At 30.8% G+C, this 21,760-nt stretch carries 18 protein-coding genes and 1 riboswitch; of the genes, 9 read left to right on the forward strand and 9 right to left on the reverse strand.

All coding sequences use genetic code 11. The annotated features are described in order from the left end of the window. Positions 1-37: 37 nt before the first annotated feature. The 5 genes from RH98_RS03780 to RH98_RS03800 all read right to left on the reverse strand — a co-directional run bounded on the left by RH98_RS03780 (position 38) and on the right by RH98_RS03800 (position 5,044). On the reverse strand, positions 38-1,276 hold the full coding sequence (locus RH98_RS03780) for a DUF4374 domain-containing protein (protein ID WP_010250666.1): 1,239 nt from the start codon (positions 1,274-1,276) through the stop codon (positions 38-40). A 161-nt stretch (positions 1,277-1,437) separates the two neighbouring features. Further along, positions 1,438-1,914: a hypothetical protein gene (locus RH98_RS03785; RefSeq protein ID WP_010250669.1), complete on the reverse strand. Its 477-nt coding sequence runs from the start codon at positions 1,912-1,914 to the stop codon at positions 1,438-1,440. Positions 1,915-1,946: 32 nt separating this feature from the next. Beyond that, entirely contained in the window at positions 1,947-2,897 is a 951-nt protein-coding gene (locus tag RH98_RS03790) for an NAD(P)-dependent oxidoreductase (protein ID WP_010250671.1), read from the reverse strand. A gap of 14 nt (positions 2,898-2,911) precedes the next feature. Further along, positions 2,912-3,979 carry a 3-phosphoserine/phosphohydroxythreonine transaminase gene (serC, locus tag RH98_RS03795; RefSeq protein ID WP_010250673.1) on the reverse strand — a complete coding sequence of 356 codons (1,068 nt, stop codon included), beginning with the start codon at positions 3,977-3,979 and terminating at the stop codon, positions 2,912-2,914. A 6-nt stretch (positions 3,980-3,985) separates the two neighbouring features. Next, on the reverse strand, positions 3,986-5,044 hold the full coding sequence (locus tag RH98_RS03800; protein ID WP_010250675.1) for an acyl-CoA reductase: 1,059 nt from the start codon (positions 5,042-5,044) through the stop codon (positions 3,986-3,988). A gap of 73 nt (positions 5,045-5,117) precedes the next feature. Between RH98_RS03800 and RH98_RS03805 the strand changes: the two genes are divergently transcribed. Together RH98_RS03805 and RH98_RS03810 are read left to right on the forward strand one after the other, a co-directional pair. Continuing rightward, a complete protein-coding gene (locus tag RH98_RS03805) occupies positions 5,118-5,468 on the forward strand; it encodes a 4Fe-4S dicluster domain-containing protein (protein ID WP_010250676.1) in 351 nt (116 codons plus the stop codon). A gap of 222 nt (positions 5,469-5,690) precedes the next feature. Further along, entirely contained in the window at positions 5,691-5,930 is a 240-nt protein-coding gene (locus RH98_RS03810; RefSeq protein ID WP_010250678.1) for a hypothetical protein, read from the forward strand. A 37-nt stretch (positions 5,931-5,967) separates the two neighbouring features. Here RH98_RS03810 and RH98_RS03815 read toward each other — a convergent pair whose 3' ends face one another. Beyond that, positions 5,968-7,464 (reverse strand): hypothetical protein, encoded by a 1,497-nt coding sequence (locus RH98_RS03815; RefSeq protein ID WP_010250680.1) that lies wholly within the window; start codon positions 7,462-7,464, stop codon positions 5,968-5,970. A 143-nt stretch (positions 7,465-7,607) separates the two neighbouring features. Between RH98_RS03815 and RH98_RS03820 the strand changes: the two genes are divergently transcribed. Genes RH98_RS03820 through leuB form a run of 4 tightly spaced genes read left to right on the forward strand, consistent with a single transcriptional unit; the run spans position 7,608 to position 11,890 of the window. Next, on the forward strand, positions 7,608-8,783 hold the full coding sequence (locus RH98_RS03820) for a 2-isopropylmalate synthase (protein ID WP_010250681.1): 1,176 nt from the start codon (positions 7,608-7,610) through the stop codon (positions 8,781-8,783). A 12-nt stretch (positions 8,784-8,795) separates the two neighbouring features. Then, positions 8,796-10,199, forward strand: a complete 1,404-nt coding sequence (gene leuC, locus RH98_RS03825; protein WP_010250683.1) for a 3-isopropylmalate dehydratase large subunit — start codon at positions 8,796-8,798, stop codon at positions 10,197-10,199. Continuing rightward, a complete protein-coding gene (gene leuD / locus RH98_RS03830; RefSeq protein ID WP_026038729.1) occupies positions 10,183-10,767 on the forward strand; it encodes a 3-isopropylmalate dehydratase small subunit in 585 nt (194 codons plus the stop codon). The genes leuC and leuD overlap by 17 nt, the downstream gene beginning before the upstream one ends. A 4-nt stretch (positions 10,768-10,771) precedes the next feature. Further along, complete coding sequence (gene leuB / locus RH98_RS03835) at positions 10,772-11,890, forward strand: 3-isopropylmalate dehydrogenase (protein ID WP_010250687.1); 1,119 nt, start codon at positions 10,772-10,774, stop codon at positions 11,888-11,890. A 146-nt stretch (positions 11,891-12,036) separates the two neighbouring features. Here leuB and RH98_RS03840 read toward each other — a convergent pair whose 3' ends face one another. The 3 genes from RH98_RS03840 to RH98_RS03850 all read right to left on the reverse strand — a co-directional run bounded on the left by RH98_RS03840 (position 12,037) and on the right by RH98_RS03850 (position 16,757). Next, positions 12,037-12,336 carry a thioredoxin family protein gene (locus RH98_RS03840; protein WP_010250689.1) on the reverse strand — a complete coding sequence of 100 codons (300 nt, stop codon included), beginning with the start codon at positions 12,334-12,336 and terminating at the stop codon, positions 12,037-12,039. A 405-nt stretch (positions 12,337-12,741) separates the two neighbouring features. Next, a complete protein-coding gene (locus tag RH98_RS03845; protein WP_010250691.1) occupies positions 12,742-13,152 on the reverse strand; it encodes an acyl-CoA thioesterase in 411 nt (136 codons plus the stop codon). Positions 13,153-13,407: 255 nt separating this feature from the next. Beyond that, positions 13,408-13,595, reverse strand: a riboswitch (cobalamin riboswitch). Between the two features lie 1,119 nt (positions 13,596-14,714). Then, on the reverse strand, positions 14,715-16,757 hold the full coding sequence (locus RH98_RS03850; RefSeq protein WP_010250693.1) for an LTA synthase family protein: 2,043 nt from the start codon (positions 16,755-16,757) through the stop codon (positions 14,715-14,717). 237 nt (positions 16,758-16,994) lie between these two features. Here RH98_RS03850 and rpmH point away from each other — a divergent pair, with 237 nt between their 5' ends. From rpmH to RH98_RS03860, 3 genes are all read left to right on the forward strand, one after another. Continuing rightward, the gene (rpmH, locus tag RH98_RS15395) at positions 16,995-17,156 is read left to right on the forward strand and encodes a 50S ribosomal protein L34 (RefSeq protein WP_081498613.1); all 162 of its coding nucleotides are present in this window, start codon (positions 16,995-16,997) and stop codon (positions 17,154-17,156) included. A gap of 150 nt (positions 17,157-17,306) precedes the next feature. Continuing rightward, complete coding sequence (carB, locus tag RH98_RS03855) at positions 17,307-20,159, forward strand: carbamoyl-phosphate synthase large subunit (RefSeq protein ID WP_010250697.1); 2,853 nt, start codon at positions 17,307-17,309, stop codon at positions 20,157-20,159. Positions 20,160-20,318: 159 nt separating this feature from the next. Next, the gene (locus RH98_RS03860; RefSeq protein WP_010250699.1) at positions 20,319-21,644 is read left to right on the forward strand and encodes a DNA recombination protein RmuC; all 1,326 of its coding nucleotides are present in this window, start codon (positions 20,319-20,321) and stop codon (positions 21,642-21,644) included. Positions 21,645-21,760: the final 116 nt, after the last annotated feature.

Genomic DNA, 21,760 nt, shown 5'->3' on the forward strand with positions numbered 1-21,760 from the left:
TACAAGATTGTCTTTTAAATTTTCTAATATATACTAACTACTTAGAAGATAATTTAGTAATTGATGTAACATTACCTCCTTCTACTTTTACTCCTCTTGTTGCTGTTGCTTTATCAGCATCTATTTTATAAACGAAACTTCCTTCGCCTGTTGTAATTGCAATATAAACGGTTTTTCCATCCATTTCAGAGTAACTTCCTTTATCATCAAATCCTAAATCTTTAAGACCAGCTGGTAACCCCTCAATCCATTTATAATTTTGAGTATAAACATTTAAAGAAGCGTATTTAATTTCTTGACTTGATCTATTCTCTAAACGTGCAATAAAATTTCCTCTTCCAGCATATACAAAGTTATTTACGATATAACCATTTGTAGCTTTTTCAATATCCCAGAAATAATTATTATCAAATTCTAAAGTCTTACCATCTATTTTTAAAATTCCTGATGGATTTTTAGATAATAATTGATCCTTATCTCCTTTTACATTTGCACTAGAATAAGCATATCCATCACCTTTCTCATCTTGCACTAATCCATTTTTAAAATAAGCACCTATATAAGAACTTTTATCGCTAGTAATAACTTTTTCTAATTTCATACTAGGATAATCATATATTGCAACCCAAGCAGTATTAGGAAAAGATGTGCCCCAAACATCTCCAGAAATCCCTCTCATAGAAAAATAAGGAGCTGCAAGTTTATTTCCCATTTGAGTTAAACCACTAAAATGAGCACGTTCTCCATTATTAGCTAATTCAACAGTATTAATTATCCCTTCACTTGTAATATAATCTTTATCAGTATCTACAATATACCAAGGTGCTGTTTCTACTCCAGATCTTGGAACTTTCCACATGATAAAATCATTATTCATTGCACCATAAACTTGAACAGTTTCAGTAACAAAGTTATTACCTTTAACAAGCTCACCTTTCTCATTTAAAGTATATACAGTAACAGCTCCTGGATTGCCTTGACCATATAACAAACTGTAAAACTTATTTTTTGTAGTTAAATAATAACGATAGGCTCCATCTTGTTCCACACCATTATTTTTTATACTTACAGTGCCACTATCAATATTATCTACAGTTAATAAGTAATCTGCTACTCCAACATGCTCTGTAGATGCAGCTGCTATTACAAATCTTTCCACTTTTTCTCCACCATTTTCTCCACCATTCGTATCAGGAGTGCTATTATCATCGCTACTACATGACGCAAAACTAGCTACTAAGCTCAAGACAAAAAGTGATTTAATGTATTTTTTCATGATTGTTTTTATTTAGATTTATTTTACATAGTCGCAAATGTAGAATATTTTTTTTATACATAATAACTTTCTGTTAATTTTATTTATACTTATTATAAATAAAACAAAAAACGGTTACCTAATTAAAGGTAACCGTTTCATTATATGTGTTTTATATTTTGTTAAAAAAGTCCTTTCAATGCATCAATTGCACCTCCTAAATTAGCTTTTCCGCCAGTTAGAGAACCTAATAAATCTTTGGATTCTCCTCCGCCTAAAGCACTAAGTAAATCTGAAACTTCAAATCCCTTATCACCATTCTGAGACTTAGTAGCTATTGCACCAATTATTTTTGGAATGACAGAATTTGCAAAATTTCCTGCAATTCCTTCTGATAATCCTAGCTTAGATGTAAGATTAGTTATCAAACTTCCTATAATACTCTTAACAATAGGGTTAGACATTAAACTAGAAGTAGATCCTCCAAGTAAACCAGTCAAACTTCCTAAATCACCAGCAGACAAACTATTCTTAAATCCACTAATAATACTTTGCCCTGTTTCTTCAGTTACTTTACTTGCTATATCTGATGATATACCATTGTCTTTAATCTCTGAAGAACTAACTTGTTCAATTAATTTTGTAATTTGCTCTATCATAACATATTTTTTTATAAAGCTAAAACTACTATTTAATTTCTCAAAACTTGCATTTTTTCAAAAATTTCATCCCAAATTAACACTTTGCTCTGATCTGTAGATGTATTTATATTTGGTGAAAGTGAAAACTCAGGCTGCATTAAAACTTGAATTGCTGGTTTCGGTTCTTCCTCAAAGCGATCAAGACCGGCAAACAATAAAGCTTTCTCATTAACTTTATCTACTAAATCTACTTCATTAATAGCCTCTGGATAGGCACAATTTATAATACCCAATAAATGGTGTGCATGTTCAAATGCTTTTTTATCCACTAAATAAGGCACAAAATGACCTGTATGAATCGTTAAAAATTGAGCATCATGAATAACTTTTTCTTTTTCAGAAGACTTTAAATTAACTCTGAAATGAATACCATTTGGAAGTACGTAATCTGCATTGAGTTCCTCTACTTCGTCATCGTGATAAATAACATGCATTCCCAAAGCTAAAGCTTTTTGCGCTACTAACTCACCGGCTTTATTCATACCTAATATACCTAACGTTTTACCTGCTAGCTCTATTCCATGACTATAAGACTCTTGCAACATTTTAAATGAGGAATCTCCTTCTAAAGGCATATTTCTATTGGACTCTTGTAATAATCTACATCCAGATAATAAATGAGCAAATACCATCTCCGCAGTCGCATTTGCCAAAGACTCTTCAGCCCAAATAACTTTTATACCTGCTTGATTAAATGTATCTATATATTCTATATTAATTAAAGTACCTGCAAAAACGACAGCTTTTAAATGATCTAATTTTTCAATCATAGGTTTATTAAACAAAGTCCCATTCTGAACTAATAAAACATCTATCTCGTTTTTCTTAGTATAGTTAACAAGCTGCTCACCAGCAACTCTAACCTCCTTCACTTCAAAACCTTTTTCTTCTAAAGCTACTTTTACCTCTGTAGGAATACCGTCGTTTGCTAATACTTTCATAAAAAACAATTTAATTAAACTTTACTTTTTAGTGCTTCCATAACAGAAACAAGAACTTGGACACTTTCCAGAGAAAGAGCATTATATAGAGATGCTCTATAACCTCCCACTGAACGATGTCCTTTTATATTTACAATATTTTCCTCTCGGCATAATTCATCAAATATTGAAGCTATTTTGTCATTCTCAAATGAAAAAGTGACATTCATTTTAGATCGAGAATCTAGATTTGCAAATCCTTTTACATATTCTAAATTATCTATAGCATTATATAAGGTTGCAGCTTTTTCATTATTCAGCTTTTCAATTTCTGAAACACCTCCTAAATTCTTTAACCATTTAAAATTTAGTAAACAGGTATAAATCCCAAAAACATTAGCAGTATGATATAAACTTTCTTTATCGATATGCTCTTGATAATTAAGCATATTTGGAATAGAACGTTTTACTTTTCCTAATATCTCATCCTTAACAATAATAACACTTAATCCAGCAGGTCCTATATTTTTTTGGGCACCAGCATAAATCAAATCTATCTTATCATAATCAAATGTGCGGGAATAAATATCTGAACTCATATCACATACAATAGGACAATCAGCTCTTGGAACACTTCTAAACTGAGTACCATAAATTGTATTATTAGATGTGAAATGAAGATAATCCAGCTCTTCATCTACGATTATATCCTTAGGAATATAAGTAAATCTTTTATCCTCGGAAGATGCTACTAATTTAACCTCTCCAAACAATTTTGCTTGCTCAATTGCTTTACTTGACCAAGTACCAGTATTAATATATCCCGCTCTTTTATCTAATAAATTATAAGGGATACGTAAAAACTCCATACTCGCTCCTCCTTGCAAAAATAATACAGTATACCCCTTACCTTCTAAATTTAAAAGTTCTAAAGCTAATTGTTTTGCTTGTTCTAAAACACTTAAAAATTCCTTACTTCTATGAGAAATAGATAAAATAGATAATCCACTATTATCAAAGTTCAATACAGCCTTAGCAGCCTCTTGATAAACCTCTGAAGGTAATAAACATGGACCAGCACAAAAGTTATGTATCGTTTGCATAATATATTACAAGTTAAGCAAAAAAGCTAAAGTATCGATATCATCAGCATAATCCCATAATTGAGGGTCTTGTGTTTGACCAAAAGCAATACTCCCCTCTATAATATTATTAGATACTATACACTGAATTTTATCTTTATCTTCTTTTAGCTTATTCTTAACCTCATCAATATTATTATAATATTCAAAAAAAACAGATGAAATCGGTGAAGAATACCCTAAATCCTCTTTGACAGTTAAAAACCCATTATCTAATATCTTGAAATCACTCATCAAGAAAACTGCTTTATTATAATCATAGTTATTAGTATATTTTTCATATTCTAACACATCTTTATACTCAAACATTCCCTGATAAAAAGAATCAAAATTATAACCTTTAGGTACAAAAAGTTTTGAAACATTTCTACAGCCCAATCCGTAGTAAGTAAAAATATCCTTTCCTAAATTTATTAAATTCTCATGGCTCTCATTACCCTCTAATACAGCAACTGAATTTCTATTCTTTCTAATGATATTAGGAACTGAACTAAAATAGTAATCAAAATATCTTGCAGTATTGTTACTTCCTGTAGCAATAACAGCATCAAAGCCTTCTAATTTACCTTTTACAAATTCAATTCTACTTTCAAATTCAGGAGTAATAGCAACTAAATACTTCGCCAAGAAGGGCAAAAGCTTTTGATCATTAGAAGATGTTTTTACAAGAGCAATATTACCCGATATTAATACAGATAGAAAGTCATGAAATCCTACTAATGGAATATTTCCTGCTAAGATTAATGCTACTTTTTTTAATGGCTCTCTAGAAAAATCATAATTAGCTATCCACTTATTTAGATTTTCTTCTGTCAAAGCATCTGACCACGATCTGATTGCAATAACGACTTGTTCTTTAGTAAACCAACCATTATAATGAACAGAGTCTAAAATTAATCTTTCAAACTCACTATAAAATTCATTATTATGACAAACATCATTGTTTATTACGAATTCATTAGCAGCAAATTGGCGTAAAAAATCACCTAACTTTACGAATGAATTTTTTTTAATATCTAAATTCATATTGATTTGTTTGTGAATACTTTTGGGTGTAAATTTGCAACAAAGTTAATACATATAAAACAAAATATAAGCTATGGCAATCATTATAACAGACGAATGCATTAATTGTGGTGCTTGCGAGCCTGAATGTCCTAATACAGCGATATATGAAGGAGCTGATGATTGGAGATATAAAGATGGAACTGCTCTATCTGGTAAGATAGTTCTTCCTGATGGGACAGAAGTTGATGCAGAAGCAGCTCAAGAACCAATCTCTGACGAGTTTTACTATATAGTACCTTCGAAATGTACAGAATGTAAAGGTTTTCACGAAGAACCACAATGTGCTGCGGTATGCCCAGTAGACTGTTGTGTACCAGATGACAATCATGTCGAAAGTGAAGAAACGCTTCTAGAGCGACAAGCTTTTCTACACAAGCATTAAAAATATAAGCGAAACAATTATGTTTCGCTTTTTTATTTCATCAAGCGATTCTAAAATCAATTAAACTCTTTATTCTACCTATTATTCTTCCTTAGAATAAAAGATTATTCTTGTCTACAACTTTAACAAAAAGTAAAAAAACGCTATTCTTCTATTATTTAAATACAATTATATTTAACTTTATTTCAAATTAATTACCAAAACTTAATCAATAAAATAATTATGAAGAACACAAAAACACTTTTTGTTGCTTTTGCATTACTCACTACTAGTTTTGCATTAGCTTCTAGTCCTTCTATCAAATTGTATGGCGGAGGATTATTTGGAGTAAGTATAGGATCTATCTTAGCTGCATATTTATCATGGACTAAAAATAAATCTATTCTATGGGCAATTATTCACTTTGTTCTAGGATGGCTATATGTAATCTATTATTTTTTATCAGGAGGAAGCAAAAAATAATTTAAAAGCTCCATTGCAAATTTGCAATGGAGCTTTTTTATTTTACAATCTTTCGTTCTGCCCAACTTAGTACATCTATATAAAGAATACTTCGTCTATAATATTTATTTTTAAACAAACTTCTTGCCTCCTCCGCAAATTCAATTAAAACTTGATTGCGCTCTTGTGGGTAACATTTAACTAAGCCTTCAAACAATTTCATAAATGACTCATGAATAGGCGTTTGATTCTTCATTTTTGACATTAGTAGTTTATTCGCTAAGATATATTCTTCATATTTTTCATCTTTTCCTGATTCAAACTGAGCCATTAGTGATAATATTCGTGTATGAAACAAAAGGTCCTCTTGAACAGAATATTTTGTTTTATATAGAATCTGGTTGCAATAAACAATGGTATTTTCATAGCTCTTATAACCAAAATACAAAGCGGCTACTTTAAAATAAAGTACTAAAAAGTGATGCTCATCTATCATATTTTGATATTCTTTTACCCCTCTTTGTAATTGCTTTATAAACAACAAACTACCATTATAATCTTGCTTAATAAATTCATGATTCAATTTATTATTAAACTGTAATAAAAATACTTGTGAATCAATATTACTTGACTGAGGAAACATACCGCTATTCAATACTTTTTCAAGTTTTTCATTCCAAACTAAAAAACGATCAACTGATTTGAATAATAAAATCAACTTAAATAAGTAAGAGTTTCCTTTCAAATACCATATAGGATTACTAATAATCATCTTTGGATGATCATAAAAAAGTTGCACCCATAAAGTACTATACTTATAAGCGCCTCTATAATCTTGCACCAAAAAACAATACCAAACGTGCGCTTTATAATACCAAAGTTTCTCTCTAAACTTTAAATCATCAATCTTAATCGTTGTTAATTTTTCTTGAAACAATCTCGTGATCCTTTTCTTATCTTCTTTACTTTTGGCATATCCTGAAGTAAGCATCTCATTATAAAACTCAAGAGACAAATTAGATAGCTTAGTAGCATAAAGATACTGTTCGCTTAACAATTCAGATTGTGCTATTAATTCTCCTGCTCTTCCACTAATACTACGTGTTATATATTGAGATTCAATCACTTTTTCTAATTCAATTATTTCTAAGGCTAATGTCTTCTCTTGTAAGTCTAAAGCATTAGTTTTTGCTTTATCTAATATTTTTAAACTCTGTTTGTGCAATCCCTTTTGGTATAAAATAGTTGCAAAATCTAACTGTTCTCGAATTTGTATCCTTGTATTTTTTTTACTTGGATTCATTCTCAAACTAATTAATATAGTGCGATATAAATTTGCCTTTAAATTAGATAACTGTTGTTTACTACTTATATTTTTTTTCAAGATTAACTGTTCATCATAGACTTCCATTTTATCAATGAGATTAAATAAAGAGATAAACTTTGCATCATAGTTATTCTGAAGACGATTTACGTATAACGTAAATTGTCTTTTTTCAGACCTAGTCATTGATTTAATCAGTACAAAAAGTGACTCTTTACTTGAATTTGACATTGTATAAAAAATATTATTAAAACACTAAAAATCAACAAATTAATTTATTTCGTTTTTAGTTTGACATTGTAAAAAAAAACAAATATAAAAAAACAAAAAAGCGAATAACCACTTTTGTCCAAAGTTACTTTAAAACACACAGTATGAAAACGGAAAAAATAGAGATTTTTGACACTACCCTTAGAGATGGAGAGCAAGTACCTGGTTGTAAACTAGATAAACAAGAAAAAATAAATATTGCCCTCAAACTCGATGAACTTGGTGTGGATGTTATCGAAGCTGGTTTTCCTATTTCAAGTCCTGGTGATTTTGAAGCTGTGCAAAAAATCAGCAAAATTGTAAAAAATGCAAAAGTATGTGCATTAACTAGAGCGAATAAAAAGGATATTGAAGCGGCAGCTAAAGCATTACAATATGCAAAAAAACCACGTATTCACACAGGTATAGGAACATCTGAATCGCATATTAAATATAAATTCAATTCGACTCAAGATGATATTCTCGAACGCGCAGTTGAAGCTGTCACTTATGCAAAGCAATTTGCTGATGACGTAGAATTTTATGCTGAAGATGCTGGTAGAACAGATAATCTATTTTTAGCTAAAGTATGTGAAGCTGTAATTCAAGCTGGCGCTACCGTAGTAAATATTCCGGACACCACCGGTTATTGTCTTCCTTCTGATTATGGAGAAAAGATTAAGTTTCTAAAAGATAATGTCAAGAATATAGAACAAGCTATTATATCTTGTCACTGTCACAATGATTTAGGAATGGCAACAGCAAATGCAATTGCTGGAATTATAAATGGTGCTAGACAGATTGAATGTACCATTAATGGAATTGGAGAACGTGCTGGTAATACAGCTTTAGAAGAAGTGGTAATGATTATCAAACAACATGAAAAGTTGGGATTTCATACAGATATTAATTCAGTTATGCTAAATGAATTAAGTACACTTACATCCACGACAATGGGAATGTTTGTACAACCCAACAAAGCAATTGTTGGTGCTAATGCCTTTGCACATAGTTCTGGTATACACCAAGATGGTGTAATCAAGAGAAGAGATACTTATGAAATTATTGATCCTAGAGAAGTTGGGATAAATGAATCTTCAATAGTATTAACTGCCAGAAGCGGACGTTCAGCATTAGCCTATCGATTTAAGAATATAGGTTATGACGTTACTAAAACAGAATTAGATATTTTGTATCAACATTTTTTAATGTTGGCAGATACTAAGAAAGAAGTAACAGAAAAAGATCTTTTTACATTAATGAATTCTTATAGTAAAAAGCAATTAATTAACCACGCATAACAAATAGTAAAGATGAATAATCTACCTAAAACTTTATTTGATAAAGTATGGGACGCTCACGTTGTAGAGCGTATAGAAGATGGACCGGAAATTTTATATATAGACAAACACCTAATTCATGAAGTAACAAGTCCACAAGCATTTGATGAACTAAGAAAAAGAAATATTAAGCTTTTTAGACCAAAACAGATTGTAGCAACTGTAGATCATAATGTTCCAACACTAAATCAGGAATTACCTATAAAAGATGAATTATCAAAACAACAAGTTCAACAGTTAACAGATAATTGCAGCGAAAATGGTGTTGAACTTTATGGTTTAGGCCACCCTTATCAAGGCATTGTTCATATTATAGCTCCTGAACTAGGAATTACACAACCTGGTATGAGTATGGTTTGTGGAGATAGTCATACCTCTACTCATGGTGCTTTTGGTACTATTGCTTTTGGAATAGGTACAAGTCAAGTAGCACAAGTATTTGCTAGTCAATGTGTGCTAATGAATAAACCTAAATCGATGCGAGTTACAGTTAATGGAAAGCTTAATGATTTTGTACAGCCAAAAGATATTATTCTATACATTATTTCCAAAGTAGGCACAGACGCAGGAACTGGATTTTTTTGCGAATATGCTGGTAACGTATTTACAGAAATGAGTATGGAAGGACGAATGACTGTCTGCAATATGAGTATTGAAATGGGTGCTCGTGGTGGAATGATTGCACCTGATCAAACAACATTTGATTATCTATATGGACGTAAGTTTGCACCCAAAGGAGATGAATGGAATAAAAAAGTAGCCTACTGGAAAACTTTACCGACTGATAAAGAAGCTGTTTTTGACAAAGAATATGTTTTTAATGCTGAGGATATACAACCTATGATTACATATGGAACAAATCCTAGCATGGGGATCTCAATCAATCACGCTATTCCAAAAAGTAGTAGCGAATCTGAAAAAAAAGCACTCCAGTACATGGATTTGTATGGAGGGCAATCTCTAGAAAGTATTCCTGTCAGACATATTTTTATAGGAAGTTGTACCAATGCCAGAATTGAGGATTTTAGAGTTGCGGCATCATATATCCAAGGAAAGCAAATAGCTAAAGAAATAAACGCATTAATAGTTCCGGGATCACAGCAAGTTGTACAACAAATAAAAGAAGAAGGATTAGATAAGATATTTGAAGAGGCAGGTTTTCAAATTCGTCAACCAGGATGTTCAGCTTGTTTGGCAATGAATGATGATAAGATACCTGCTGGCGATTATTGCGTTTCGACCTCTAATAGAAATTTTGAAGGTAGACAAGGACAAGGAGCTCGTACGTTATTAGCGAGTCCCCTTACAGCAGCAATAGTAGCAATAGAAGGAAAAATTACCTACCAAAAACTAAATGAATATGCAAGCATTAATTAAAATAGAATCAACAGCGGTACCATTGCCTATAGAAAATATAGATACTGATCAAATCATTCCTGCTCGCTTTTTAAAAAGTATAAATAGAGCTGGTTTTGGTGAAAACTTATTTAGGGATTGGAGATATGAAAACAATGGAGCAATTAAACAAAACTTCCCTTTAAATAATTTAAAATACAGTGGAAAAATTCTTGTAGCAGGTAATAACTTTGGTTGTGGTAGTAGTCGAGAACATGCAGCTTGGGCATTAACTGATTACGGTTTTAGAGTTGTGGTAAGTAGTTATTTTGCCGATATATTTAAAGGAAATGCTTTAAATAATGGACTACTCCCTGTTGTTGTTAGCACTGAGTATCTAAATTACTTATTAACAGAAATAGAACAAAACCCTGCAACTAAAATTATTGTAGATGTCAAACAACAATATATTGAAGTAAATAACCAGAAACAACACTTTGATATTGATCCATATAAAAAACTATGTTTATTACATGGATACGATGATATAGATTATTTACTAAGTCAAAAAAGTAAAATTGAAGCCTTTGAGAACAAACTAAAAAACTAAAATTATGACAAAAACATACCAAATAGCAGTTCTTCCAGGTGACGGGATAGGTCCCGAAGTAATAGAAGAAACAATCAAAGTATTAAAGACAGTTGCACAAACATACGTTGTACAATTAAACTATCATTATGCCTTAATAGGAGCACAAGCAATTGATCAAACAGATAAACCATTACCTCCAGAAACCTTAGCAATTTGTAAAAGTGCAGATGCAATCTTATTTGGTGCTATTGGTGATCCTAAATATGATAACAACCCAGATGCAAAAGTACGCCCAGAACAAGGTTTATTAGCATTGAGAAAAGAATTAGGTCTTTTTTCTAATGTTCGACCAATAAAATCGTACAGTAAATTAAGCAGCTTAAGTCCATTAAAAGAAGAAATTATAAAAGATACAGACTTGATCATTTATAGAGAATTAATCAGTGGTATCTATTTTGGAGAAAAATATACTTCTGACGATGGTAAATCAGCCACTGATATTTGTACTTACCATCAAGAAGAAATAGAAAGAATTACACACTTAGCATTTAAATCAGCACAAAAAAGAAATAAAAAACTTACATTAATAGATAAGGCAAATGTCTTAGAAACTTCTAGACTTTGGAGAAAAGTAGTAAAAGTTATTGCTATTGAATATCCAGATGTAGAAGTAGATTTTATGTTTGTAGATAATGCTGCAATGCAATTAATATTAAACCCTAAACAATTTGACGTTATACTAACCGAAAATATGTTTGGCGATATTATATCTGACGAAGCAAGTGTGATTGGTGGATCTATAGGTTTACTCCCTTCTGCTTCTATTGGTGAGCAGACTGCTTTATTTGAACCAATACACGGTTCTTATCCACAGGCAAAAGGTAAGGGAATTGCTAACCCAATTGCCTCAATATTAAGTAGCGCTATGATGCTAGACTATTTAGGTGAACAAGAAGCAGCAGAAGCAATCCGAGATGCAGTACAATATTGTATTTATGCAGGCGTACTTACACCCGATTTAAATAAATCATCTCAATACTCAACTATTCAAGTAGGAGATTTTATATGTCATCATATAAAATACAGAACAGGTTTGAGATATCAAGATAATGTCCCACATAGTAAATCAACCATTATTTAGCTATTCTGTGATTTATTATTTTATTTTTAGTTTTCTATAGTTTTTTAATTCAATCCTATCTTCACCAGATAGGATTGTTTTTATTATATAAATCAATTCCCTCACTAGTTCTAGATAATTAAAAAATTAGATAATATAGTTTATTACTAACCTACCGACCTTACATGTTTCATTATCTCTTGAGGAGTCACTATACCCGTATATCTCCAGTAAATATCCCCGCTAGTATTTAATAAAATTATCGTTGGAACAGAACGTATAAAGAATTCTTCTTTCAACTCTCTATTCTCGTCTATATTTATACGTTCAAAATCAACATACGCTCTAATATCATCTTCTATATGATCAACTACATTAGATAATGTCCTACATGGAACACACCAATCAGCATAAAATTGTAATAAAACTGGTCGTTCTAAATTATCGAAATCTAAAGTACTTTCCATTTCTAAATTTTAATTAAAAAACAATAACGTTGTATAGTATAAAAAAACGCTATTATTTTGATACTACAAAACTAATTGCGTTCTAATCATTATATATTATTCTTTCAGGAGATTAAATAGCACAAACCACAGATTTATGATTTTATCACTATATCATTATCTTCTATTCTAGTTAACTAAAATCTAGCAATACTAATATCTTATCCATAAAAGTTTTCAATTACACATCTGTTAAAGTTACAATACGAATTAAAAAAAAATGTTATCTACTTAAATATAAGTATTTAAAAACTATAAAACCAAGGAGGAAGAAAAGTAACAAAAATTAATACAAATGAAAATAGCTCTAATTAAAGAGCTATTTTCTACCAAAAACTAAAAAATGTAAGATGCTTACAAAATTTATTATCGTGCTACCTTATCCAATATTGGGATAGGTGTAAAATCATCATCTAAAGCTACTAAAGTAAAAATACCTGAAACAACTTTTTGTCGATACTCCTCTTTCATCTTTTCTCTAAACACATCGACTTTAATTCTAATGCTAGTATTACCTATTGACTCCACATTACCAACTAATTCAACTAATGAACCTGCCGGTATTGGTCTACTAAAATCAATTCTATCACTACTAACAATTACGAAATTCTTACGGCAAAAGCGAGTTGCTGTCATAAAAGCAGTTTCTGTCATCATCATAATTACTCTACCACCAAACATTGTATTATGATGGTTCGTCGTATCAGGAAAAACCACTTTAAACACATGTGTTTCCGCTTTTATTTTGCGGGCATCTACAGATTCTTCTAAAACCATTAAATCACTCAACGCTATAATTGTTTTTATAATTAATAATTAAAAAACGAATAATACTTATATAAATCTTAATGGTATATAGCACTAAAACTTTTAAAAGAAAATGATAGGAAAAGATGATTTAACGAAAAGATAAATACGCAATATCCAACAAGTATTGGACAATAAAATAAATTGCTCTATTCTTAAAAAATAGAGAGTAAATAACTAATCTACGTATTCAACTTGACATTAAGCTCTAAACCGCGAAAGCATAGTCTTTAAAAGAATTAGGCAGGTCTCCTGACTTGTAACAACTTTTATCGTCCTTCCCATTATAAATAACAGTGGAACACTATGGATAAAAATCTTTTGTGTTACTTACAGTTGCGCGACAGTTCATGATTTACACATGATTCCCTTTTCATATACAACTAAGTATAACCTATCTTCGTCTGTAATCCTTATTTTTTTTAAGAATTACCCTGCGAATATAAGTAAAACTTTATTAACTACCTCTTATTTTTATTATAGTAAATTGTCACAGTCTAGCTTCTTCACACAACTGTATTGAATATCGTTGATGTAAAATAGTAATTTATTCTAAAACACTGTACTGAGTTTTTACACTATACATTTATTAAATGAACAGCAGTTTACATTTAATGAGCAAAATAAATACACATAGTACTTATTTGCTAAAAAACACATTAACACTGCTTTATATCACAACTTTAATTACTAAGTGATATAAAAACTGGCTGAATAACAAATGGAACTATCCTGATTTTTAAGTTCTCATAAGAAAATAACTATGAAGTTGTCTTGAATTTTGTAAAATAAAGCAGAACTATAGAAATTTCAGAAAACAAAAAAATCAAGGTGACTTCATCTTATTATTACTCATCCAATTCATTATAACCGTTTAATTATTCAAAGGCCTTTTTTGAATAGAAGTGACTAAAATAATTCATAGAATTTTTGATTTCATAGATGCCTTTATTACAGTAGACATGCGCCTTAATTACTATAGATAAAATGATTTTTTCAACAATGCGTCAACACTTCTTCAAGATTCCTTCAACAAATAACCCTCTATATGGAGCAATCATGGGAAAGTGTTGAAGAAGTGTTGAAGCATTTCGCTCGAACCCTTATGAATACTAGTCTTGACAAGTATTCCAATTTTACCTCAATAAATCATTTTTAACATAAATCATTATAAATTAAATAGATACGCTTTTTATGATTAAAAAAAGTGAGGTATTTTTTTGTTGTGCTTTGATAATTAAAGTATTCACAGAAAACCTTCTAACCTATTGATATGTAAAAGATGTATTAGGTATAGAATTCTATTCTGCATACATAACTAAGTAATTAACTAATGATGAAATACCTCTACTAGGATTAATTTATTAATGCTGATTTTGATTCATAGAACCTTAGAAAAATTGTTAGAAGTAAAGAAATAATAGTTAACACCTGTCCTAATAAACGAAATGGGCAAGATGTCTTCTATAACAAAACAGGTTACTTTCTTGCAAGAAAGTAACCTGTTAAAATGATAAATTACACTAAAAATGTTATTTATTCTGTTCTTGAGCCTTGAGAATATCTTCGTATATATTAATTGTCTTCATCGTTTTAAACGAATTCATTTTATTTAACAAATACTTTGCATGCCCAGCATCGCTATTGCTTACTTTTAGTTTTCTTTTTTGATTATTTACCCATTCATAATAATAAGGTTGATTATTCTCTATGGACACTACTCCTATTGAATCAGCAATAAAGTTATAATCATTAATACCAAAACGGAAAGGCACTTCTTTACTAAACAGATTATCACCAGTATAAGAATATTTAGCATTTGAAAGGCTCAAATTAAATAAAGTAGGAAAGATATCTTTATGCGATCCTATTACTTCATTATTATAGAAAGCAGGTTTATACTTTTCTGGAATATAAAATAAGATAGGGACACTTCTTTTTAAAAAACCTTCCTCTGGTGTATATTCAAAAACTTGTCTAATATTATGATCTCCAGAAGCAGCAATAATAGTATTCTCTCCATAAGGCGATTCTTTTATCATCTTAATTAAGCGTGCTAATTCAGAAGCTGCATATTGATGTGAATAAAAGTTAGCATATGCTGTTTCCTCATCTACTCTAATTGTCTGCTTTAGACTATCAGACATTTTTATTGGGTAAGCTTTATAATTTTTTGGAATCTCAAATGGAGTATGATTGCTAATAGTCAATCCAAAGATAAACTTAGGTGTACCCTCGTTTTCCTTTAATTTATCCATAATATAATCAAACAAATAACCATCATGTACGCCCCATGCAAACTCTTCCGCATTTGGATTTTTTTCTAGAATATTATTTTTACCTTCTATAAAATCATATCCTTGTCGCTCAATCATTTTATCAATATTTCGCCATGAAATACTAGCTCCGGTTAAGAAATATGTTGAGTAACCTTTAGATTTAAAAGGTAATGCAATAGAGGTGCTAAAAGGGGTATTGAAATATAAAGATTGAGATATAATCGTTTTTGGTGTTCCTATTAAAAAGTTTTCTAAAGTCTGTATTGTACCATTATAAGCCGAAAGAGCATTTTTGAAATAATATAAATTTGGTAACTCATCTGCTAAATCACCCAAAAGATTTAGCTCTTTTGAATTCATATCAAAATAATGATTACTCATACTCTCCATTTGCAGGAAAATAACATTAGGAGGATTCTTTTCTAAAAACTCATTAGAGGCAGTTACAACATTTAAATCTTCATCAAACATAGGAGGCAAATCTCCTTGATACTCTTTTAATACATCTTTCTTGCTTGCAAAACCACTATTATTAAGTTCTCTATCTATATCAGGTATAATTGCATTTTGTTTGCGCTCTGAATTTGCAAACTTTAGAGAATAAAGAGCATTATAACACAATGAATTAACAAACTCATTAACAGTAATATTGGTATGCTCTCTTCTTAAAGTAAAAACGCCTAAACTTCCTCTCATTCCTACAAAAAACAAAGGAAATATTAATAATAATACAAGGCTGATAATCTTACTCTGAAAAGTAATAGGTCTGAGTAATGATTTTTTAATCAAACGCGAGATAAATAAAAAGCCTATTACAGCAATAATAAAGACTCCAATGATCTTAAAAATTGGATAATCAGTCCATACAGAATTAAGTACAGCAGTAGTGTCATCTTCAAAAATTCCAAAAAACAATAAATTAATATGAGATTGAAAAAACTGATAAAAGAAATAATCTATAATTATTAACGATACGAAGAGTAATAATACCAATAACAAAAAGTACTTTGCAAATAAGTGATAGAACTTAATATAAGAGGTATTCCACTTACTAGGTATAAATAGAGCTATTAACCATAGTAAAGCAATGGGTAAAAATCCATAGCAAATTGCAGATACATCAAAACGAGCTCCTACTATAAAAGCTTCAGCTATCCCTAATTTGAAATTAGATAATTCTGACATATTACCATAAGTAAGTAAGAAGAAAAGACGTCCTATAAAAAATACAAATAGGAAATACAGAAAGTATTTTATACCGTTTAAACAAACTTTTCTAAATAAACTTAAATTCATATCTTTTTATATGTTATATTGCGAGCTGCAAAAGTAATAATAAGATTTTTGTTATATTACTATAAGTACCTACTTTCTTTTCTGCTGTATTTCTTAGTGATAATAGGATATTTTGAAATATTTTTCAAAAAAGGTTTTGTAAGAGAAAAAAGACTTTATATATTTGCACTCGGTTTTGAGACAACACTTTCAAAGCTGGCGAGAAATAGTAAAATTTAAGATTTAAAGATAAAAGCAATGAGCAAGAGAACGTTTCAACCATCGAATAGAAAAAGAAGAAACAAACACGGTTTCATGGAAAGAATGTCTACACCAAACGGTAGAAAAGTATTAGCAGCAAGAAGAGCTAAAGGAAGACATAAAATATCTGTTTCTTGTGAAACAAGACATAAAAAATAATGTTTTATTAAAAGCATAAATAAAGGTGTTACTATTAGTTGTAACGCCTTTTTTTATACATTGTCGGAAGCAATCACACACAATCACACACACAACACTAAACTTACTTTACTAATAATAAAGTATTTAACATAACAACACAAAAAAAAGATGCCTAAAGACACTTCTATCAAAACGGTTTTAATTATTGGTTCGGGACCAATAATTATTGGACAAGCTTGCGAATTTGATTATTCAGGTTCACAATCAGCTAGATCATTAAGAGAAGAAGGAATCAAAGTTATTCTGATCAACTCCAACCCCGCTACAATTATGACTGACCCTTCTATGGCAGATCATATTTACTTAAAACCATTAACTGCAAGATCAATTATTGAAATTCTTGTTGCTCATCCCGAAATCGATGCTGTATTACCTACAATGGGAGGACAAACTGCATTGAATCTATGTTTAGAATGTGATGAGAAAGGTATTTGGGCTGACTTTGGAGTGCGACTAATCGGAGTAGATATTAACGCAATTAATGTTACTGAAGATCGCGAGCAATTCAAACAACTTCTAGCAACTATAGATGTACCAGTAGCTCCGGCAAAAACTGCTACATCATTTTTAGAAGGTAAGGAAATCGCACAAGAATTTGGTTTTCCTTTAGTAATCCGTCCTTCATTTACACTTGGAGGTACAGGAGCGGCTTTTGTACATACTGCAGAAGAATTTGATGACCTGCTTACTTACGGATTAGAAGCGTCACCTATCCACGAAGTTCTTATAGACAAAGCTTTACTTGGATGGAAAGAATACGAATTGGAATTATTACGCGATAAAAATGATAACGTAGTTATTATATGTACTATCGAAAATATGGATCCAATGGGTATTCACACAGGGGATAGTATAACTGTAGCTCCAGCTATGACTCTATCTGATAGAACATTCCAAAGAATGCGTGATTTATCTATCAAAATGATGCGTAGCATTGGAAACTTTGCTGGAGGTTGTAACGTACAATTTGCAGTTTCACCAGATGAAAAAGAAGATATCGTAGCGATTGAGATCAACCCTCGTGTATCTCGTTCATCTGCTTTAGCATCTAAAGCTACAGGATATCCAATTGCAAAAATTGCAACAAAACTAGCCTTAGGATATACGCTTGATGAATTGCAAAACCAAATTACTAAATCTACTTCAGCTCTTTTTGAGCCAACTTTAGATTATGTAATTGTAAAAATACCTCGTTGGAACTTTGATAAATTTGAAGGAGCTGATCGCACGTTAGGTCTTCAAATGAAATCAGTTGGTGAGGTAATGGGTATTGGACGTTCATTCCAAGAAGCGCTTCACAAAGCTACACAATCATTAGAAATTAAAAGAAATGGTCTTGGTGCAGATGGTAAAGGATATACCAACTATGACCAAATTATTGACAAACTTACTAATGCTAGCTGGGATAGAGTATTCACTATATACGATGCGATACAGCATGGTATTCCATTAAGTAGAATACATGAAATTACTAAAATAGATATGTGGTTCTTAAAACAATATGAAGAACTATATGTTTTAGAAAAAGAAATTTCTAAATATAATATTGACACATTACCAAAAGATTTGTTACTTGAAGCAAAACAAAAAGGTTTTGCAGATAGACAAATAGCACATATGCTAAATACTCTTGAAAGTAAAGTTCACGATTTACGTGATACTATGAATATTCAACGTGTATTTAAATTAGTAGATACATGTGCGGCTGAATTCCCTGCACAAACACCTTATTACTACTCTACTTTTGAAGCGGAAATAGAAAGACCTGATGGTACGAGATATGTATCTAATGAGAGTATCGTTTCTGATAAGAAAAAAGTTGTAGTACTTGGTTCAGGACCTAACCGAATTGGACAAGGTATTGAATTTGATTACTCTTGCGTACACGGAGTATTAGCTGCTGAAGAATGTGGTTATGAAACAATTATGATTAACTGTAATCCCGAGACTGTTTCTACAGACTTTGATACTGCAAATAAATTATATTTCGAACCTGTATTCTGGGAGCACATATACGATATCATCAGACATGAAAAGCCTGAAGGTGTAATTGTACAATTAGGTGGGCAAACTGCTTTAAAATTAGCAGAAAAGCTACATAAATATGGAATTAAGATATTTGGTACAAGCTATGATGCATTAGACTTAGCAGAAGATCGTGGTCGTTTTTCTACTCTCTTAGAAGAATTACAAATACCATTCCCTCAGTTTGGTGTTGCAAAAACAGCAGAACAAGCGAATAAGTTGGCAGATGAATTAGACTTCCCATTATTAGTTCGTCCTTCTTATGTACTTGGAGGTCAAGGAATGAAAATTGTAATTAACAAAAAAGAATTAGAAGAGCACGTAATTGAACTATTAAACTCAATTCCTGGTAATTCTTTATTACTTGACCACTACTTAGCAGGTGCTATAGAAGCAGAAGCAGATGCTATTTGTGATGGAGAGAATGTACATATAATTGGTATTATGGAACACATAGAACCTTGTGGTGTACACTCAGGAGATAGCCATGCTATGTTACCTCCATTTAACTTAGGGGAATTTGTTTTAAATCAAATTATAGATCACACTAAGAAAATTGCTGTAGCTTTAAAAACAGTTGGTTTAATCAATATTCAATTTGCAATTAAAGATGATGTAGTTTACATCATTGAAGCAAACCCTAGAGCATCTAGAACAGTTCCTTTCATTGCAAAAGCATATGGTGAACCTTATGTAAACTATGCTACTAAAGTAATGCTAGGTGAGAAAAAAGTTACTGATTTTGAATTCAATCCACAATTAAAAGGATATGCAATTAAAACTCCAGTATTCTCTTTTAATAAATTTAAAAATGTAAATAAAGCTTTAGGACCTGAAATGAAATCTACAGGAGAAAGCATTTTATTTATCGATAACTTAAGAGATGACCAATTCTACGAAATCTATTCTAGAAGAAAAATGTACTTAAGTAGATAATGATTTTAAATCTTAAATAATACATCTGAAGGGTTAGCTCTATTGCTAACCCTTCTTTTTTTTGCTAAAAACCGTAGCAACTTTCACTCAACTAATACAACTATAAATTACTATTTTTGTTTACCATTAATACACACTTTCATAAATTATCACTAGAGTATGTCACAAGAAATTCTTATTGGTCTATTAGCCGTTTTAATAGTCATTGCATTTATCATAGGAAAAGCTAGTAAAGCGAAATCATCTAATACAGATGAGATAATAAAGCTACAAGCAGAAAGCAATTACTTGTCAAAACAGATTTCACAACTGCAACACGAGAAATTAGCAATTGAAGAAAACAATGAGATTCTAAGACATGACAATCAAGAATTAATTGCTCGTATTTCTATACGTGAAACAGAAAATAACAATTTAAAAGAACGTTTAGAACTTCAACAAAAAGAAACGCTTGCTCTACAAGAACGCTTTACTATTGAATTTGAAAACCTCGCTAATAAAATATTAGAAGAAAAAAGTGAGAAGTTCACCAAACAAAACAAAGTAAATCTTGAAACGCTACTTAATCCTCTACAACAAAAAATAGTAGCCTTTGAACAAAAAGTAGACCAGACACATAAAGAAAGTATTGATCACCATGCAGCTCTACGCGAACAAATATTTGGGTTACAAAAAGTTAATTTAAAGATGAGCGAGGAGACCCTTAACCTTACAAAAGCTCTAAAAGGAGATAATAAGATGCAAGGAAATTGGGGAGAAATGATTCTAGAGAGTGTATTGGAAAAATCAGGTTTAGAAAAAGGGCGCGAATATCAAACACAGCAAAGCTATACTTCTGATAATGGCAATCGATTACAACCCGATGTAGTTATTCATCTACCTGATCAACGTCACATGGTCGTTGATTCCAAAGTATCATTAGTAGCCTATGAACAATATATTAATGAAACAGATGAAGCTTTAAAAAAACGTTACCTACAAGAACATTTATTATCTATTAAAAGACATATAGATGGACTTTCAGAAAAAAACTATCACGAGCTATATAAAGGGACTAGTCCTGATTTTGTATTATTATTTATCCCAATAGAAACAGCATTCTCTATTGCTATTAATAGTGACAATTCATTATATACAAAGGCATTTGAAAAGAATATTGTAATTGTAACTCCCTCTACTCTATTAGCTACATTACGAACAATAGAAACAATGTGGAGTCAGCACAAACAACAAGAAAATGCATATGAAATAGCTAGACAAGCAGGACTACTATATGACAAATTTGTAGGCCTTATAAATGACCTTACTAAGGTTGGGAAAAAGCTAGACGAAACTAAAAACGAATATGACAATGCTTTTAATAAATTAAGTGAAGGAAAAGGGAACTTAATTACTTCCGTTCACAAGCTAAAAGAAATGGGAGCTAAAGCTAAAAAAAGCTTGGATGCACCATTACTTGATAAATCTATTATAAACAATGAATAACAAAAAATAAGGGAACTATATAGCTTCCCTTATTTTTTTTATCGATACTAATCTGCTGTAATTTAGAAAACACTCAACCCCCATACCAACTATCAAAAAAACATTATTGTGTACTA

The sequence above is a fragment of the Myroides injenensis M09-0166 genome, from assembly GCF_000246945.1.
Classification (GTDB): domain Bacteria; phylum Bacteroidota; class Bacteroidia; order Flavobacteriales; family Flavobacteriaceae; genus Flavobacterium; species Flavobacterium injenense.

Excerpts from the sequence above, each read along its gene's own strand:
- RH98_RS03780 (WP_010250666.1), bottom strand. The coding sequence starts at position 1,276 with ATGAAAAAATACATTAAATCACTTTTTGTCTTGAGCTTAGTAGCTAGT.
- RH98_RS03785 (WP_010250669.1), bottom strand. The coding sequence starts at position 1,914 with ATGATAGAGCAAATTACAAAATTAATTGAACAAGTTAGTTCTTCAGAG.
- RH98_RS03790 (WP_010250671.1), bottom strand. The coding sequence starts at position 2,897 with ATGAAAGTATTAGCAAACGACGGTATTCCTACAGAGGTAAAAGTAGCT.
- serC (WP_010250673.1), bottom strand. The coding sequence starts at position 3,979 with ATGCAAACGATACATAACTTTTGTGCTGGTCCATGTTTATTACCTTCA.
- RH98_RS03800 (WP_010250675.1), bottom strand. The coding sequence starts at position 5,044 with ATGAATTTAGATATTAAAAAAAATTCATTCGTAAAGTTAGGTGATTTT.
- RH98_RS03805 (WP_010250676.1), top strand. The coding sequence starts at position 5,118 with ATGGCAATCATTATAACAGACGAATGCATTAATTGTGGTGCTTGCGAG.
- RH98_RS03810 (WP_010250678.1), top strand. The coding sequence starts at position 5,691 with ATGAAGAACACAAAAACACTTTTTGTTGCTTTTGCATTACTCACTACT.
- RH98_RS03815 (WP_010250680.1), bottom strand. The coding sequence starts at position 7,464 with ATGTCAAATTCAAGTAAAGAGTCACTTTTTGTACTGATTAAATCAATG.
- RH98_RS03820 (WP_010250681.1), top strand. The coding sequence starts at position 7,608 with ATGAAAACGGAAAAAATAGAGATTTTTGACACTACCCTTAGAGATGGA.
- leuC (WP_010250683.1), top strand. The coding sequence starts at position 8,796 with ATGAATAATCTACCTAAAACTTTATTTGATAAAGTATGGGACGCTCAC.
- leuD (WP_026038729.1), top strand. The coding sequence starts at position 10,183 with ATGCAAGCATTAATTAAAATAGAATCAACAGCGGTACCATTGCCTATA.
- leuB (WP_010250687.1), top strand. The coding sequence starts at position 10,772 with ATGACAAAAACATACCAAATAGCAGTTCTTCCAGGTGACGGGATAGGT.
- RH98_RS03840 (WP_010250689.1), bottom strand. The coding sequence starts at position 12,336 with ATGGAAAGTACTTTAGATTTCGATAATTTAGAACGACCAGTTTTATTA.
- RH98_RS03845 (WP_010250691.1), bottom strand. The coding sequence starts at position 13,152 with ATGGTTTTAGAAGAATCTGTAGATGCCCGCAAAATAAAAGCGGAAACA.
- RH98_RS03850 (WP_010250693.1), bottom strand. The coding sequence starts at position 16,757 with ATGAATTTAAGTTTATTTAGAAAAGTTTGTTTAAACGGTATAAAATAC.
- rpmH (WP_081498613.1), top strand. The coding sequence starts at position 16,995 with ATGAGCAAGAGAACGTTTCAACCATCGAATAGAAAAAGAAGAAACAAA.
- carB (WP_010250697.1), top strand. The coding sequence starts at position 17,307 with ATGCCTAAAGACACTTCTATCAAAACGGTTTTAATTATTGGTTCGGGA.
- RH98_RS03860 (WP_010250699.1), top strand. The coding sequence starts at position 20,319 with ATGTCACAAGAAATTCTTATTGGTCTATTAGCCGTTTTAATAGTCATT.